Source organism: Pseudomonas sp. 06C 126, assembly GCF_001855215.1.
Lineage (GTDB): Bacteria > Pseudomonadota > Gammaproteobacteria > Pseudomonadales > Pseudomonadaceae > Aquipseudomonas > Aquipseudomonas proteolytica.
This window is the reverse complement of record NZ_MIFU01000122.1, coordinates 1-15,296: the sequence shown is the minus strand read 5'-3', so window position 1 is coordinate 15,296 and position 15,296 is coordinate 1. Positions and strand designations below refer to the sequence as shown.

General features: G+C 61.9%; 18 protein-coding genes. 11 read left to right on the top strand and 7 right to left on the bottom strand.

Annotation, left to right across the window (positions count from 1 at the left end):
• The first annotated feature begins 370 nt into the window (after positions 1-370).
• A complete protein-coding gene (locus BHC62_RS23840) occupies positions 371-865 on the top strand; it encodes an HIT family protein (RefSeq protein ID WP_029292893.1) in 495 nt (164 codons plus the stop codon).
• Here the strand turns inward: BHC62_RS23840 and BHC62_RS23835 are convergent.
• On the bottom strand, positions 846-1,316 hold the full coding sequence (locus BHC62_RS23835; protein ID WP_070996381.1) for a GNAT family N-acetyltransferase: 471 nt from the start codon (positions 1,314-1,316) through the stop codon (positions 846-848). The genes BHC62_RS23840 and BHC62_RS23835 overlap by 20 nt on opposite strands.
• Positions 1,317-1,508: 192 nt before the next feature.
• Between BHC62_RS23835 and BHC62_RS23830 the strand changes: the two genes are divergently transcribed.
• Positions 1,509-1,844 carry a hypothetical protein gene (locus tag BHC62_RS23830; RefSeq protein WP_029292897.1) on the top strand — a complete coding sequence of 112 codons (336 nt, stop codon included), beginning with the start codon at positions 1,509-1,511 and terminating at the stop codon, positions 1,842-1,844.
• Here the strand turns inward: BHC62_RS23830 and BHC62_RS23825 are convergent.
• Positions 1,834-3,447 (bottom strand): hybrid sensor histidine kinase/response regulator, encoded by a 1,614-nt coding sequence (locus tag BHC62_RS23825; RefSeq protein WP_070996380.1) that lies wholly within the window; start codon positions 3,445-3,447, stop codon positions 1,834-1,836. The genes BHC62_RS23830 and BHC62_RS23825 overlap by 11 nt on opposite strands.
• 113 nt (positions 3,448-3,560) lie before the next feature.
• Between BHC62_RS23825 and BHC62_RS23820 the strand changes: the two genes are divergently transcribed.
• The 3 genes from BHC62_RS23820 (at position 3,561) to BHC62_RS23810 (ending at position 5,287) form a co-directional block, all read left to right on the top strand.
• Positions 3,561-4,163: a response regulator transcription factor gene (locus BHC62_RS23820; protein ID WP_029292902.1), complete on the top strand. Its 603-nt coding sequence runs from the start codon at positions 3,561-3,563 to the stop codon at positions 4,161-4,163.
• A gap of 73 nt (positions 4,164-4,236) precedes the next feature.
• The gene (locus BHC62_RS23815; protein WP_070996382.1) at positions 4,237-4,674 is read left to right on the top strand and encodes a GNAT family N-acetyltransferase; all 438 of its coding nucleotides are present in this window, start codon (positions 4,237-4,239) and stop codon (positions 4,672-4,674) included.
• Between the two features lie 121 nt (positions 4,675-4,795).
• On the top strand, positions 4,796-5,287 hold the full coding sequence (locus BHC62_RS23810) for a GNAT family N-acetyltransferase (protein WP_070996379.1): 492 nt from the start codon (positions 4,796-4,798) through the stop codon (positions 5,285-5,287).
• A 14-nt stretch (positions 5,288-5,301) separates the two neighbouring features.
• On the opposite strand, the gene BHC62_RS23805 is transcribed toward BHC62_RS23810, so the two are convergent.
• Positions 5,302-6,513 carry a YgcG family protein gene (locus tag BHC62_RS23805; protein ID WP_070996378.1) on the bottom strand — a complete coding sequence of 404 codons (1,212 nt, stop codon included), beginning with the start codon at positions 6,511-6,513 and terminating at the stop codon, positions 5,302-5,304.
• 131 nt (positions 6,514-6,644) lie between these two features.
• Between BHC62_RS23805 and BHC62_RS23800 the strand changes: the two genes are divergently transcribed.
• Both BHC62_RS23800 and BHC62_RS23795 read left to right on the top strand, forming a co-directional pair.
• Positions 6,645-7,460: an alpha/beta fold hydrolase gene (locus BHC62_RS23800; RefSeq protein ID WP_029292912.1), complete on the top strand. Its 816-nt coding sequence runs from the start codon at positions 6,645-6,647 to the stop codon at positions 7,458-7,460.
• On the top strand, positions 7,450-8,649 hold the full coding sequence (locus BHC62_RS23795; RefSeq protein ID WP_070996377.1) for a PAS domain-containing sensor histidine kinase: 1,200 nt from the start codon (positions 7,450-7,452) through the stop codon (positions 8,647-8,649). Before BHC62_RS23800 ends, BHC62_RS23795 begins: the two co-directional genes overlap by 11 nt.
• Before the next feature lie 6 nt (positions 8,650-8,655).
• Here BHC62_RS23795 and BHC62_RS23790 read toward each other — a convergent pair whose 3' ends face one another.
• On the bottom strand, positions 8,656-9,039 hold the full coding sequence (locus BHC62_RS23790) for a hypothetical protein (RefSeq protein ID WP_070996376.1): 384 nt from the start codon (positions 9,037-9,039) through the stop codon (positions 8,656-8,658).
• A 147-nt stretch (positions 9,040-9,186) separates the two neighbouring features.
• Positions 9,187-10,752, bottom strand: coding sequence for a murein L,D-transpeptidase (locus BHC62_RS23785; protein WP_070996375.1), 1,566 nt, complete (start codon positions 10,750-10,752; stop codon positions 9,187-9,189).
• A gap of 37 nt (positions 10,753-10,789) precedes the next feature.
• On the opposite strand from BHC62_RS23785, the gene BHC62_RS23780 reads away from it, so the two are divergent.
• From BHC62_RS23780 to BHC62_RS23770, 3 genes are read left to right on the top strand one after another with little or no spacing between them, the layout of a single operon-like run.
• Positions 10,790-11,488: a murein L,D-transpeptidase catalytic domain family protein gene (locus BHC62_RS23780; RefSeq protein ID WP_029292921.1), complete on the top strand. Its 699-nt coding sequence runs from the start codon at positions 10,790-10,792 to the stop codon at positions 11,486-11,488.
• 44 nt (positions 11,489-11,532) lie between these two features.
• Positions 11,533-12,282: a creatininase family protein gene (locus BHC62_RS23775; RefSeq protein ID WP_029292922.1), complete on the top strand. Its 750-nt coding sequence runs from the start codon at positions 11,533-11,535 to the stop codon at positions 12,280-12,282.
• Between the two features lie 58 nt (positions 12,283-12,340).
• The gene (locus BHC62_RS23770) at positions 12,341-12,616 is read left to right on the top strand and encodes a hypothetical protein (RefSeq protein ID WP_070996374.1); all 276 of its coding nucleotides are present in this window, start codon (positions 12,341-12,343) and stop codon (positions 12,614-12,616) included.
• On the opposite strand, the gene yfcF is transcribed toward BHC62_RS23770, so the two are convergent.
• The gene (gene yfcF, locus BHC62_RS23765; RefSeq protein WP_070996373.1) at positions 12,591-13,223 is read right to left on the bottom strand and encodes a glutathione transferase; all 633 of its coding nucleotides are present in this window, start codon (positions 13,221-13,223) and stop codon (positions 12,591-12,593) included. The genes BHC62_RS23770 and yfcF overlap by 26 nt on opposite strands.
• A gap of 109 nt (positions 13,224-13,332) precedes the next feature.
• Entirely contained in the window at positions 13,333-13,878 is a 546-nt protein-coding gene (locus BHC62_RS23760; protein WP_070996372.1) for a DUF924 family protein, read from the bottom strand.
• 135 nt (positions 13,879-14,013) lie between these two features.
• On the opposite strand from BHC62_RS23760, the gene BHC62_RS23755 reads away from it, so the two are divergent.
• Positions 14,014-15,177 (top strand): DUF1624 domain-containing protein, encoded by a 1,164-nt coding sequence (locus tag BHC62_RS23755; protein ID WP_070996371.1) that lies wholly within the window; start codon positions 14,014-14,016, stop codon positions 15,175-15,177.
• The last annotated feature ends 119 nt before the right edge of the window (positions 15,178-15,296 follow it).

Genomic DNA, 15,296 nt, shown 5'->3' with positions numbered 1-15,296 from the left:
AGCCCAGCGCGGGGCAAGCCCGCTCGCCACAACTGCGCTATCTGCCTGGATCTAGGCGTTGCGGCAAAGTTGTGTAGATACCTATGCTGCGATAGCGGTACACCTGCCAGCCAAGAAGTGACTGAACCACCGCTTTCGCGGGCAAGTCGAATCGTCGCACCGCCGCTCCCACAGGGGATATCAGCGAAGCTGGGAATTGTGGCCATACCACCTATCAACAATGGCAGGGCAGCTGCGCCTCAGTGCTAGAGCAAAGGGCATAACGGTACCCACAAGACCTGCCCGTCGAAAGACACAGATCGCGCCCATTCCTGGGATACAGGGAGTTGCCTTTGGTATCCTGCCGGCGCGACCCACCAGGTGCCCGACCATGCGCATTGCTCCGTCCCATGTCCTCCACGAAACCGAACACTGGCTGCTCAATCATCACTTGGCCTCGGCCCTGCCCGGTTATTTGATGCTAGGGGCCAAGATGCCGATCAACTCACTGGCTGATCTGCCGGAAGCGGCTCTGGCGGAAATGGGTGGCCTACTGGCGAAAATCCAGCGGGTGATGGAAGTACAGCTCCAGCCCAAGTGGCTGTACATCAGCCGCTTTGGGCATATGCCCGGTTTCCCGTTGCACTTTCATTTGATCCCGGTCTATGACTGGGTCGAAACGCTGTTCTGGCAGGATGAGCGCTACCGGGTACTGCAAGATTTTGGCGCCGGCAGCAACACGCAGGCGTTGACGGATGGGGCCGAACTCACGCTGTTTATCTGGCGCGAATTCGGTGAGAACCCGACGCCCCCCGCCACTGCCGGGCTTTCGGTGCCGACCGTGATCGAACGCCTGCGTGCGGCGTTCAAACAGACAGGCGCTTGACCATCGGGATACACGCCAGGTCCAGCCCCGTAGGCGAATGATAGATGGACTGCTCGCTGCCTTCATAACCACGGCTGCGGTAGAAATCAGCGGCATTTAGCGTCGCATCCAGCACCACCTCCTCAATCCCCAACGCCAACGCCACTTGCTCCAGGTGCTCCAGCATCTGCCCGCCAATCCCGCGCCCGATAAAACCGGGCCGTACAAACAGCGCGCCGACTTCCCGATGGCCCGGGTCGAGCATGCCGGTGGCGACCGGCTCACCCTCGACGCACCCCAGGTAGAACGGCTTGGCCATCAGCGCGGTATAGCCGTCCTCGGCCGCGCCACGGGTCCAGGTCAGCATCTGCTCAGCGGTGTAGGCACCGATGCATTGGCTGCGGATCGCTTGCAGGCGGATCTCGAAGGCGATGGGGCCGTCGTCGTCGGTGGCGCGTCTGATTTGTAGCATTCGAATCTCCCTGAATTAACCCTGTTTACCGTGACCTCAAGGTGCCATTAGCACACTTGTGCTAATCGACCCCGCAGGCGCCCGGCGCTATATTCGCCGGCAACCCAATGCTCCCCGTCAGCACGTCGAACTCGCCGTGCAAGGGATCGTTGTGCGTGTAAAAAACCAAAACAACCCCAAGGAAGAAGCGCCATGAAACTGCACTCCCCTGTTACCCGCCTTGCCCTGCTGGGCGCCCTGCTGATCGGCGTTGCCGGTTGCAGCAATATCAAACCCACCGAAGACCATCTCAAGACGCTCTCGGAAACCAATCTGGGTGAGCCGGTCAAGCGTGTTTCCAATGTACGCAGTGACTCCATGACCACCTATTACATCGCCAGCACCGCTTCCGGTGACTACAACTGCTCGGTGCCCAGCGGTGCCAGCGGCGGGATGTTTGCGGTGGCCAGCTTCGGCATGATGAAACCCGCTGCCTACTGCCAACCCAAGGGCGCCCGGGGTAACGGGTTGACGCCATTTAACCAGTAACCGGCCCCTGGCTGAGCTCGCGCAGGGTGCCCCGTAGTTCAGCGGGGCGCACTGGCTTGGACAAAATGGCGATTTGCCGGTCGTGCAGGGCTGCCTGGATCCTCTCCACATCATGCCCGGTCAGAATCAGCGCCGGCACCGCCACGCCGCGCTGTGCGCGCAGCTGGTCGATGCACTCGATACCGGTGGCGTGGTTGCCCAGGTCATAGTCGGCGACGATGATGTCGCAATCGCTGACCAGGTTATGCCCGCTCGACTCCGCCTGCACCTCGCAGCCCCACCGCTCCAGCAATGCCTGGGTGGCCAGCAGCACGTTGTGGTCATCTTCCACCAGGCACACTTTCAAACCGGTCAGCAGCCCCGCCTGGCGTGCATCGTCGCGCACCACGGGTTGCTGGGGCGCGGTCGCCAGGGGCAGGCCGCGCAGGCTGACCGAGGTGCCACGGCCCACCCGTGAGCGCAGCCCTACGTCCATATCCATCAACAGCCCCAGGCGCTTGACGATGGACAAACCCAGGCCGACGCCTTCAACGTCTTTGTCGCGCAGGTGGCGGACGCGGTAGAACTCCTCGAACACCCGGGGCAGATGCTCCTGCGCAATCCCCCGCCCCTGGTCGTGAATCTCCACCATCAGCCCGCCGCCGCGCCGGCGCACGCCGACCAGCACCGGGCGCTGGCCGCCGTACTTGAAGCAATTGGAGAGCACGTTCTGCACCATGGTGGCCAACAATGCCGGATCAACCCGCACCCAATGGGCGCAAGGGCGCAGGCGCAGTTCTACGCCGGCCCAACGGGCGGCTTCGGCGTTCTGGCGTAGCAACTCGGCCAACCACTCGCCCAGATGAACAACCTGGTACTTGGGGAGCAAGCGGCCATTGTCCAGGGTGTAGAGATCGAGAATGGAGCGGAACAATTGCGAGACGTTAAGCAGCGAACGGTCGATATTATCCACCAGCCGCCGTTCTTCATCGCCCAGCCGTGCTTCACGCAGGCACGCGGTGAACAGGCCGATGGAGTGAATGGGTTGGCGCAAATCATGGCTGGCCTGGGCCAGGAAGCGCGACTTTTCCAGGTTGGCGGCGATGGCTTCTTCGGACGCCTTGCGCGTGCGCTCCAGCAGCAGGTGGGCGTAGACCGGGATCACCGTACTGGTGATCATCAGCATCAGCACCATAAAGGGTTGCGCCTGCCACAACGGTGTCAGCCAATACACGATCAGCAGCGCCAGCAACGCCAGGCCCGTGGCAATCGCCAGGTAGCGCGAGCCATAGCGCATGCCGTTGCCCAGGTTGACCCAGACCATCACCGCATACAGCGGCAACGCCGCCTCACCGCCGATCACCAGGCCGAACGAGGTGCCGGTGTAGTCGTGGATCATCCCGAAAATCCGCCGCGCCGGGTAATGCCCGGGCCAGCGCGCGATCACCTGGCGCAGCACAATCGAGGCCAGCAGGAACAGGCCGATATAGATCATCACCGGCACATAATGCGCCACCGATTGCCCCGGCAAAAAACCCAGCAGGCCGATGTACACCATGGCGCAGGCGGCTACCACAATACGCAGGTTGGCTTGATCCAGTTCGGCGTCTTTCACGAACTTCATGGGCAACGTCCTTGTACGGTCATCGTCATATCGGCGCGCCCGGCAGGCAGACGCCGAGCAGAGTGTTAAAGTACCACGCCACAGGACGACCTGGCCCCAGGGAGGAGCACCCCATGACATGCCGCATCATCATCGCCGACGATCATCCAATGTTTCGCGAAGGCATGCTGCGCACGGTGCAACGCCTGCTGCCCGAGGCCTGTGTAGAACAGGCCGGCGACCTGGACACGGTGCTGCACATGCTCAAGAGCGGCAGCGACGTCGACACGCTGATCCTCGACCTGCGCTTCCCCGGCCTGACCTGCATCAGCCAGTTGGGCGAACTGCGCCAGCAACTGCGGCGCACCACGTTGATCGTGGTGTCGATGGTCGATGACCCGCTGTTGATCGAACAGGTGATGGCGATGGGGGCCGATGGCTTTATCGGGAAGAACATCGCCCCCGAAGAGATCGGCCAGGCCCTGCTCGCCATCCGCCAGGGCGAGGTGCTGGTCAAGTTCGCACCTTCGGGGCTGTTGCCCCTGGACACCAACACCCTGACTGCGCGCCAGCAGGAAGTGTTGCGGCTGATCGCTCAAGGCAAGACCAACAAGGAAATCGCCAAGGCCCTGGATATTTCGCCGTTTACCGTGCGCATCCATGTGTCCGGGTTGCTGAGAAGCCTTAACGTGCCATCGCGGGCAGCGGCAGCCGTCAAATACACCTCGCCCTTGTAGGAGCCGGTTCCTACAATCGGCGATGGCAAATATCACAAAAGACAGCAAACTCATGGACGACAGCGAGGACAGCATGCCCCCCCACATCAGAGTTGCCACCCCGGCAGACATCAACGCCATTTTCGACATTCGTACCAGCGTCAGGGAAAACCACCTGTCCCATGAGCAGTTGACGGAAATGGGCATCACCCCTGATGCCATCCTGCACGCCCTGCAACAAGCGCCCTGCGTATGGGTCGCCGAAGTGGATGGCGTGGCGGCCGGTTTCTCCATGGCTGATGTGGAGGACGGCTGCGTATTTGCCGCGTTCATCCGCCCCGAATTTGAAGGGCACGGGCTGGGCCGCCGGCTGATGGCACAGGCCGAAGCCCTGTTGTTCCAGCACCATCAACAAATCTGGCTGGAAACCGCCGAAGCAAGCCGGGCCAATGGGTTTTACCAGCGACTGGGTTGGAGGGTGGTCGAGCAGTTGCCGAAGGGCGACATCCGCATGGAAAAACACCGCACTTAAACGCCCCTGTAGGAGCCGGCTTGAACTGGCTCCTACAGGGGTGGGTTTTGTTTGTGGGATTTTCGTCAGCGGCCCCACCCCGCTATCATGCTGCCCCTCGCTCAACCGCCCAGGAACCGCCATGCCCGCCCTCACACTACGCAACGCCATCCCGGCAGATGCCGCTCGCTGCTATGAGATCGAAATCAGCGCCTACGAAGGTGATGAAGCCGCAACCCTGGAGAAGATCACCACGCGCATCGCCTTGTACCCGCAAGGTTTCCTGATCCTGGAAGTGGACGGTCAGGTGGTGGGCTTTATCAACGGCGGTTGCGCCCATGACGTGGTGATGTCGGATGAAGCCTTCAAGGAATTGGTAGGGCACGCAGCAGATGCGCCAAATGTAGTGATCATGTCGGTAGTGGTGGACCCTGCGCACCAGGGCAAGGGCTACGCCACGCAATTGATGACGGCCTTTGTGCAGCGCATGCGCGGGATGGGCAAACAGACCATCCACCTGATGTGCAAGGAACAGCATGTGCCGCTGTACGCACGCATGGGCTACCAGTATGTGCAGCCCTCGGCGTCAGATCACGGTGGGATGGCTTGGCATGAAATGGTGATGACGCTCTGAAACCGCAACGGGCTTCACCAACTCCCCGAAGCCCCGCCGCCACCGCTGGAGCCGCCGCCACCGGAAAACCCACCACCGGAACTTGAGCTGGAACTGGAACTGGAACTTGAGCGGTCGCTGGAACCGCCGCTCGACCCGCCCGTCCCCTGGCCATAGATGAACAGCGCCGCAAACGAACTGATGGGCAAGGCGAACAACCAGCCATCAAGCCCCATCTCCAGCAGATACCCGGCCGCGCCATACACCCCCAGCACCACCACCGACTGTAGGCAAAACCCCACCCGGCTGTTTTTCCAGGCGGCCTTCATCACCGCGAACAGGATCAAGTACAGGCCCAGCACCACCAGCACAGCCATCGGCCAGCCCAGCCAGTTCATAAAGGACACTTCGGTCAGGTAGTGATCCACCAGCCCCAGGCCGATGCTGTAGGCCATCAGCGCCAATACGCAATAAAACACCACCTTGGCCTGCCACAACGCGCCGAATATGGCCGCGCTGATCGACATGCAAAACGGCAGCGCCACGATATAGATCGGCCAGGACTTGCCATTGATCGCGGCCAGCGCCGTCAGCAGCACGGTCACTGCCAGGGCGCCGATCAGGCCGCGTCGCCAATGCAGCTTGCCCGAGGCCAGCAACACCCCGCCGACGGCGCCGAGGATCAGGGCCAGCAACACTGCGGCCTCATCCACCGTCTCCCGGGTCTCGTCCACTGCGGGCAGGTCGCCGCCCTCGACCAACACGCTCAGGGCATCCACGGCGTGTTGCACACCGGCGGCGTAATCGCCCTGGCGAAACGCCGGGGTCATTTGTTCCTCGATAATCCGGTGGCTCAACAGGTCTGTGACCAGCCCTTCCAGGCCATATCCGACTTCGATCCGCACCTTGCGGTCGTCTTTGATCACCAGCAGCAAAATACCGTCGTCGATGCCCTTGCGCCCCAGTTTCCAGGCGCGGAACAGCTCGGTGGTGAACGTTTCAAGATCGGCGTCCGCCGTAGTCGGCAGCAACATCACGGCGATCTGCGCGCCCTTGCGCTGTTCGAGGTCCGCAAGCTGGTCGGTCAGGCGCTGCTGGGTCGAGCTGTCCAGGGTGTGGGTCAGGTCGATCACCCGCTGGTTCAGCGCCACGCTCGCCCATGGCGGCGGCGCCGTTTGCGCCAAAGCCAGCGCAGCCAACACCATGACCAGCAGGCCCAAGGCCGATTGCCGTAAAAACCGCGCCATACTGGGTACCTGACGTTTCGTCCTGAAAGCGCCGACTTTACCCTATCAACGCTATATCTAGTGACCCCATGCGGATGACTCTCTAAACTGACGGCAAAACCTCATAGCAACACGCCACTACGAGCGCGCCCATGGACCTTCGACATCGCAACAACGTCAACGTAGTGGGCAATGGTTCCTCGACACTGGTGTTTTCCCATGGTTTTGGCTGTAACCAGGCCATGTGGAATTACCTGCTGCCCCATTTCGTCGAACGCTTTCGCGTGGTGCTATATGACCTGGTAGGGGCCGGCCTGTCTGACCCGGCGGCCTACGACAAGGCAAAATACGCCACCCTGGATGGGTACGCCGCGGACCTGAATGAGATCATCGATGGGTTTGCCAGCGGCCCGGTGATCCTCGTAGGCCATTCGGTCAGCGCCATGATCGGCACCCTCGCCGACCGCGCCGCCCCCGGGCGCATCGCCGCCCATGTGATGATTGGCCCTTCCCCCTGCTATATCGATGCCGACGACTACGTGGGTGGGTTCAAGCCCGAAGATATCCAGTCGCTGCTCGACACCCTCGACAGCAACTACCTGGGTTGGTCCAGCACCATGGCTCCGGTGATCATGGGCGCGCCAGGGCAACCGGCCCTCAGTGAAGAACTGACCAACAGCTTCTGCCGCACCGAGCCCGAGATCGCCAAGCAGTTTGCGCGGGTGACGTTCTTGTCGGATAACCGCGCCGATATCGGTGGCCTCACCACCCCCACACTGATCCTGCAATCGACCGATGACCTGATCGCCCCGGTCTGCGTGGGCGAGTACCTGCACCGGGTGTTGCCCCACAGCCGCTATTGCCTGATCGACAATGTGGGCCATTGCCCGCATATGAGCGCAGCAGCGGCCTGCGCGGCCGCGATGGATAGCTTCCTGATGCCATGGACCGCTGCCCATGACCAGTGACACATTGCCCGATCCCCTGGCGCTGTTCGACGGCGCGGCCTGTGCGCTGGCCGTCAGCGCCGAAGACGGCACGCTCCTGCGGGTAAACCAGTGTTTCAGTGACTGGGTGGGCATGACGGCGGACGAACTGCACGGGCGACGTTTCCAGGACCTGCTGACCATGGGCGGGCGCATTTTTCATCAGACCCATCTTGCCCCGTTGATGCAGGTACAGGGCCGTGTCACCGAGGTCAAGCTCGACCTGCGCCATCGTGACGGCCACACCGTGACCGTCCTGCTCAATGCCATCAAGCGCGACCACCCCGACGGCGTGCGGCACGAACTGGCACTGTTCGGCACCACCGACCGCGACAAGTACGAACGCGAGCTGCTCAACGCACGCAAGTTGGCCGAAGCCCTGCTGCTGGAAAAAACCGCCGCCGAGACCGCACTCCAGCAAGCCCAAGCCGAACTCAACGAGGCCTATATCAAGGCAAAGCGCCGGGCGCTGTTTGCCGAGCAAATGGTCGCCATCGTCAGTCACGACCTGAAAAACCCGCTGACCGCGATCAAGATGGCCTCCGATTTCCTCGCCCGTGGCGAGCGCACCGCCAAGGAAACCCAATTGATTGGCCATATCGGTCAGTCATCGGAGCGCGCCCAACGGATGATCGCCGACCTGCTGGACTTCACCCAGGCACGGGTCGGCGTGGGCATCGCTGTCACCCCCGCTGCGCTGGACCTGCATGACGTAACCCGGCGCGCCGTGGACGAGCTGCGGGTGGCCTTTCCCCGCGCCACCCTGGTGCATCACACCGTGGGCGCTGCCGATACTTGCCTGGATGGCGACCGCCTGCAGCAAATCATCGGCAACCTGGTGGCCAATAGCGTGGCCTACGGCGACCTGCAACACCCCATCACCATAACCTCACGCTTGGGCGACGACGGGGCCAGCCTCTCGGTGCATAACCATGGGCCGGTGATTGCCGATGCGTTGATGAGCGTGCTGTTTGAGCCCATGACCCGAGGCACCGATCAGCACACCGATGTGCGCAGTGTCGGGCTGGGGCTGTTTATCGTGCGGGAAATTGCCAAGGCCCATGGCGGGGATGTGGTGGCAAGCTCTCAGGTGGGCAGCGGCACTACGTTTACCGTCTGTTTCCAGACCAACGCGACAGCCCCCACCTTTGATCTTTACAGCCTGGAGTAAAGGGGTTCAGGGGTAACTCAGCGTTACCAGGTAAGCCCCTGAGCGCAACGGTTTACCCGCCCCATCGTTCAAACTGTAGCGCCGATCGAAGTAACGCCCATCCCCTGTGGTTTCGGTCACCAGCTTGACCTTGACCGCGGTGTGGTCCAGCGCGCTGACCGTAGATACCGGCTTGACGCCATAGGCGCTGATGTTGCCCCCGGGTGCAAACGTCGGGCAACCGCTCAGTGCAAGCGTCGCCCCAGACCCGCTGCCCGCCGCGCACGTTGCCTCGACGATGCTGCCATGAAACTGGATGACACCTTGGGCCACGGTGGTTGCTGCTTGGCCACTGCCGCTGACGAGCGCGAAAAACAGGCTGATACCAACTGCCAAACCTTGACTGCTCATAGTGAACGCTCCTGGGTATGTACCCATCACGTCGGCAGGCCTGGCCAGTTTCTTGAGCAATTGAGAAATACCTGATGGTTATTTTCTCAAGGATGCCAACCGGGTCTCATATTGCGCAGATACCCGGTGGCTTTTAGGTGGGAGCGCCTACAGGACCGCACCCAGCGCCTTCAACAACACCCCATCGCGGCTATAGATATCCGGCGCGTACAGCAACGCACCCTGGCTATCCACTTGCACTGTCCAGTAGCCCAGCAATACGGGCACCGGCGTGGCCAGGCGGAACTCATGGGTCACCCCGGTGGCCAGCAACTCCTCGGTACGCGCCTTTTCGGCCGGGTTCACCAGCAAATCACGCAGCAACATCGGCTGTTCCACCCGCACACACCCCGAGCTGAACGCCCGTGGCCCCTTGCTGAACAACGGCTGGCTGGGGGTATCGTGCAGGTACACGGAGAACGGGTTGGGGAACCGCATGACAATCTTGCCCAGCGGGTTACGCGGGCCGGCGTCCTGGCGCAGGAGGATATTGCCGGGGTGCGACCAGTCCACTTCTTCGGGCGAGAGTGCGCGACCTTCACTGTCGAGCACCTTGAGGTTCTGCTGGCGCAAGTACTCCGGGTTCAGGCGAATGGCTGGCAGCTTGTCCTCGCGCATGATGGTCGGCGGGATCGTCCAGGTCGGGTTGAGGGTCAACCGCGTGATGCGCGATTTAAGCAGCGGCGTTTGCCGTTCGGCGCGGCCCACCTGCAAGCGCGTCTGCCACACGGGGACGCCGCCCTGGTAGACGCTCAACTGCGCAGCCGCGACGTTGACCAGAATGCCGTCTGGCTCCAGGTCCTGGGCCAACCAGCGGAAGCGTTCGAGATTGACCCGCAGTTGCTCGCGCCGCACCGCCGGGCTGACGTTGAGCTCGGCCACCGTCCCCGGGCCGATCACCCCATCGGCTTGCAGCGAATGGCTGGCCTGGAAGCGCTTCACTCCCTCGACCAACTCATTGGTGTATTGATTGCCCTTGGGCACGCTCGCCAGGTAGCCGCCACCGACCAGACGTGTGGCCAACGCCGGCACCCGTGGGTCGTCCCGGCCAGGGCGCAACAACGGGCCGTCTGCAATCACGCCCCATTGCGCCAAGGGTTGCAGGCGCTGGGTGGCGTAGGCTGCGCGCAGGCTGCGGTACAACTGGGCGCTGGGCCTGGCCTGGTCAAACGCCGCGGGCATGTCGGCAAGCCCGGCGCTGGCCAGTGCCAGCACGGCAAGGGCCGGGTCCTCGCTCGGCGGCTGGGAATGCCACAGCGGCTCGTAATGGGCCTGCTGCAAACGGCCGTAATGCAAGTCATGCAGGGCTTGCAGATAGTGCTGGGTGGTTTCGAAGTCGGTACAAAGCACATTGCCAGTGCTTGTCGCGTCGGGCAGCCGATAATGCGCCGGGTCAAGGCCGTCGTCGGCCAGCAACAGTAACTGCTCCTGCAAGGCCTGCCGGCGACCCTCCACCCTCCAGAGGGGCGTATTGCCTTGTTGTTGGTAAAAAGCCTGTAGCCGCAGCTCGGCTGGCGTATCCAACTGAGTGGCTAAACCGGGGCAGACGCTCGACAACTGCCCAAGTGCCAGCTGTACTGGGTTTGACGGCTCGAGCAGCGCTTCATCGGCCGTGGCGACCAATGGTGCTACGAGCAAGCAAAGGCTCAAGTAACATGCAGTTTTTTTGAACAATGGCTTAGCTCCAATCTACGGCGGAGATGCTCGATAAATGCTGAATATTGACTGCCGACTCGGCCTGATCGCCGCCGCCCTGGCCGCGTTTTGTACGGGTGCCTTCGCAGAGAATGCCAAACCTCATACCTTGTATAGCAGCCTGGCGCGCTCGGCTCCAGAACTCAATCCCGCAGTCCTCAAAAGCGCCCTCAGCGCCATGCAGTGTGCCGTCAATAATGGCCAGGAACGCTCCGAACGCCTGGCAGTGATCGACTATTCGCAACCTTCGACCGCCCGTCGCCTGTGGATTTTCGATCTGCGCCAAAAAAAGCTGGTACTGCGCGACCTGGTGGCCCACGGGCAAAAATCCGGGGAAAACTTCGCCACCCAATTCTCCAACAGTGAAGGCAGCCATCAATCCAGCCTTGGCCTGTTCCGCACCCAGGAAAGCTACCAAGGCGCCCACGGCTACTCGCTGCGCATGGACGGCCTGGAGCCGGGCTTCAATGACCTGGCCCGCGACCGCGCCATCGTGATCCATGCCGCCGACTATGTCAGCCCGTTGTGGAGCAAGCGTGAAGGCCGTATCGGCCGCAGCCAGGGCTGCCCCGCCGTGCGCCCGCAAGTGGCGCGCCAGGTGGTGGACAAGCTCAAGGATGGGCAGTTCATGTTCTCCTGGTACCCCGACCAGCGCTGGCTCAAGTCCTCGGCCTACCTCAATTGCAAACCGCGCCAGATCGCCAGCGCCGGTTGAGGTAGTATCTGGAAGGCCGAGCCTGACCAGAGAGAGGACCTGAAATGCTTTTGCACCAGTCAACGTGGATCGAGATTGGCCAATTTCTCGACCGCAGCCGCACCGTGGTGATCCCCATCGGTTCCAACGAACAACATGGCCCCACGGGCCTGCTGGGCACCGATTGGATGTGCCCGGAAATCATTGCCCATCAAGCGCAAAAAGACGCCGATATCCTGATCGGCCCGACATTCAATATCGGCATGGCCCAGCATCACCTCGGGTTCCCCGGCACCATCTCCCTGCGGCCGTCGACGTTTATCGCCGCCATTGGCGACTGGACCCGCTCCCTGGCGGCCCATGGCTTCGAGAAAATCCTGTTTCTCAATGGCCATGGCGGCAATATCGCCACCATCGAAGCCGCCTTTTCCGAGCTATACGCCGAGGCCAGCTTCGCCCGCCGCCCCGCCGGCTTCGCCTTGAAACTGTGCAACTGGTGGGACTTGGAAGGCGTTGGCGAACTGGCACGCGCGCAGTTCCCGACCGGACATGGCACCCATGCCACGCCTTCGGAAATCGCGATTACCCAGTGGGCCTACCCGGACTCGATCAAGACGGCAGACTACTCGCCCCGAATTGCCCCCGCCGGCCCGATCCGCGAGGCCCAGGACTTTCGCGCCCGCCACCCGGATGGGCGCATGGGTTCCGACCCGGCTCTGGCAACACCAGAAAAAGGCGGTGAACTGGTGGCCCTGGCTGCCAAGGGGTTGGTAGCGGCGGTGCATGCATTCAGCGGCGAAGCCATGCCTGACTGACGCCATCCCCTGTAGGAGCCGGCGTACATACAACAAAATCTATAAGAAGGACCTGTCCATGAAGCCCCATCAGAAGACTTTTGATCGCATCCGCAACGCTGTCCTGCCGGAGTTTCGCGAGCGCGTTGCCGACTATTTGGTGGAGTACGAAACCGTCCTCCAGGCCCCCGCCGTTGATACCCTTCAGGCCTGCGCCGCCGCCCAGCAACTGCGCGGCTATCTGCGCGGTTTGAACACCACCCGGGTGCTGGGCATGGAAGACTGGGAAGACCTCGACCGCCGTGTCGCGCAGGAATGGCCGCTGGGCACTACAGCGCCGGGCGTGCCTGATTGACCCACGCCTGCACCGAAGGGCGCTGCCACTGACGCTGGGCGTACGCCACCAACGGCGCGGGCACTGGATCGCCGTTGAGGATCAGCCGGTTGAGCATCACGGCCAGGTCCACATCGGCAATCGACCATTGGCCAAACAGATAGTCATCCCCGGCGGCCAGCCAGTGCTGCGCAGCCGCAATCAGCTTGTCAGCCGCCACCTGGGCCTGGGTGGATAACGGGCCGTACTTGATCCCGCAAAACACCACCAGCGTGGAGCGCTCCTGGCGGATCGGCAGCAAGTCACTGCGCAACCACGCCTGGATCTGCCGCGCCCGCGCGCGTTGACGTGGCTCCGTGGGGTAAACCGGCACCTGGGGGAACACCTCGTCCAGGTACTCGGTAATTGCCGACGATTCGGACAAGGCAAACCCGCCCTGCTCCAGGGTCGGCACGCGCTGGGTCACAGACAACCCGGCAAACGCCGGGGCCTGCTGCTCCAGCGCATCAAGGTCGAGGGTGTGCACCTCGAACGGCAAGCCTTTTTCCTGCAGGGTCACAAACACCGACATCGCATACGGGCTAGTGAACTGGGCATCGACATACAAGCGTATCGGCAGGTTCGTCACGGCGGCATCTCCTTGGGTGGACAGCCACGCTACGAGATGTGCGGCGACAAATACAATGCAGCTTTTTTATGGGGGCATTCCTCGGCGGAATACGACCGGTTCCTACACCCTATCCGGAAAACCCACCGCCCTGAAGAAACGCCTCCTCTTCCTCAGTCGTCACCCGACCCAACGCTGCATTGCGATGGGGGAACCGGCCGAATCGCTCGATGATGTCGGCATGTTCCTTGGCCCAGTGGTAGGTATTGGCATCGAGTTGTTTGTTCAATGCCAGGGAACGCTGCTGGTCATCGGGTTGTTCTGAATGCTCGAAGGGCAAGTAGCAGAACGCGCGCAATGCCGGGTCGATCAGCCGGTCCATCCCCGCGTCGATCATACGTGCGGCGTACACCCTGGCCAGTGGATCGGTGGCAAACATATGGGCGGTGCCCCGGAAGGTATTGCGCGGGTATTGATCGAGCAGGATCAGCAACGCCAGCGCGCCTTCGGGTTCGTTCACCCAATGCTCCAGCTCACCCCTGGCCGCCTGGAAATGGGCCTCATGGAAGCGTGCGCCGAACTCGGCATCGAACTGTGCATCTTTCTTGAACCAGCGTGCCGGGCCCGCCGCCATCCAGAATTGCACGACAGCTTTGAAATCAATCGGGGCGCTCATAAATGACTCCGGGGTCGTCAAGGTCTATGCCCTACCCTAGCATTTGCAGGGGGCGATTCCGACTCAGAACGCCACGACGGCCTCCAATGTTATAAGATAACTACCCTTTTTCCTTCCCACCGGCGACCTTGCACCATGACTGACGCTGTTCCCGCTGCCAACTCACGCCAACGCCTGCTTTCCATCGACGCCCTGCGCGGCCTGGTGATCCTGTTCATGTTGCTTGATCACGTGCGCGAAACGTTTCTGCTGCACCGGCAAGTCAGCGACCCGATGAACATCGACACTACGGAGCCGGCGTTGTTTATCAGCCGAACCCTAGCCCACTTGTGTGCGCCGGTGTTTGTGTTGCTCACGGGCCTGTCAGCGTTTCTGTACGGCGAAAAATACCAGGGCCGCGGTGACGTCTCGGCGTTTTTGTTCAAGCGCGGGCTGTTTCTGGTGGTGCTGGAATTTACTCTGGTGAACTTCGCCTGGACCTTCCAATTGCCTCCCAGCGTCATCTATATGCAGGTGATCTGGGCCATCGGCGTGAGCATGATCGCCCTCGCCGCGCTGGTGTGGTTGCCACGCCCGTTGCTGATCGGCCTGGCACTGGTGATCATTGGCGGGCATAACCTGCTCGACGGCGTGCATTTCGCAGTGGGTTCGGCGTTGCACATTCCCTGGGCGATCTTGCATGAACGTAGCTGGATCGAAGTGAGCGACACGCTGCGCTTACGCACAACGTACCCGGTACTGCCGTGGATCGGGGTGATTGCCCTGGGTTATGGCATCGGCCCGTGGTTTTGCGGCTCGATGGCGGCGGCGCGACGTCAGCGTTATCTGTTACTGGCCGGCGTTGGCGCGCTGGTAGGCTTTGGGGTGTTGCGCCTGATCAATGGCTATGGTGAGGCGCCATGGCAGATGTACCACAGCCAGGTACAGACGCTGATGAGTTTCTTCAACATCACTAAATACCCACCTTCACTGCTGTTCCTCGCGCTGACGTTGGGTGTGGGGCTGTTGTTGCTGCTGGGCTTCGAACGCGCCGGGCAACGTCGCTGGATCGGCACCCTGGCAGTGTTCGGCGCGGCACCGATGTTCTTTTATCTGCTGCATTTGTATGTGTTGAAAGTGCTGTATGTGATGGGCGTGGCGTTGTTTGGCCTTAACCAGGGGACGCATTTTGGCTTCGACAACGTGGCATCGGTGTGGCTCGTGGCGTTGCTGCTGCCCCTGGCGTTGTACCTGCCAGTGCGCTGGTTTGCCAGGCTCAAAGCCCGGCGGCGGGATATCGCGTGGCTCAAGTACCTGTGACCAAAGATGGTGACTGAACTACCGCTTTCGCGGGCAAGCCCGCTCCCACAGGGGGGCTTTGTTGGGCATAGAGTTTTGTGCCACACCACCATCAAATGTGGGAGCTGGCTTGCCTGCGA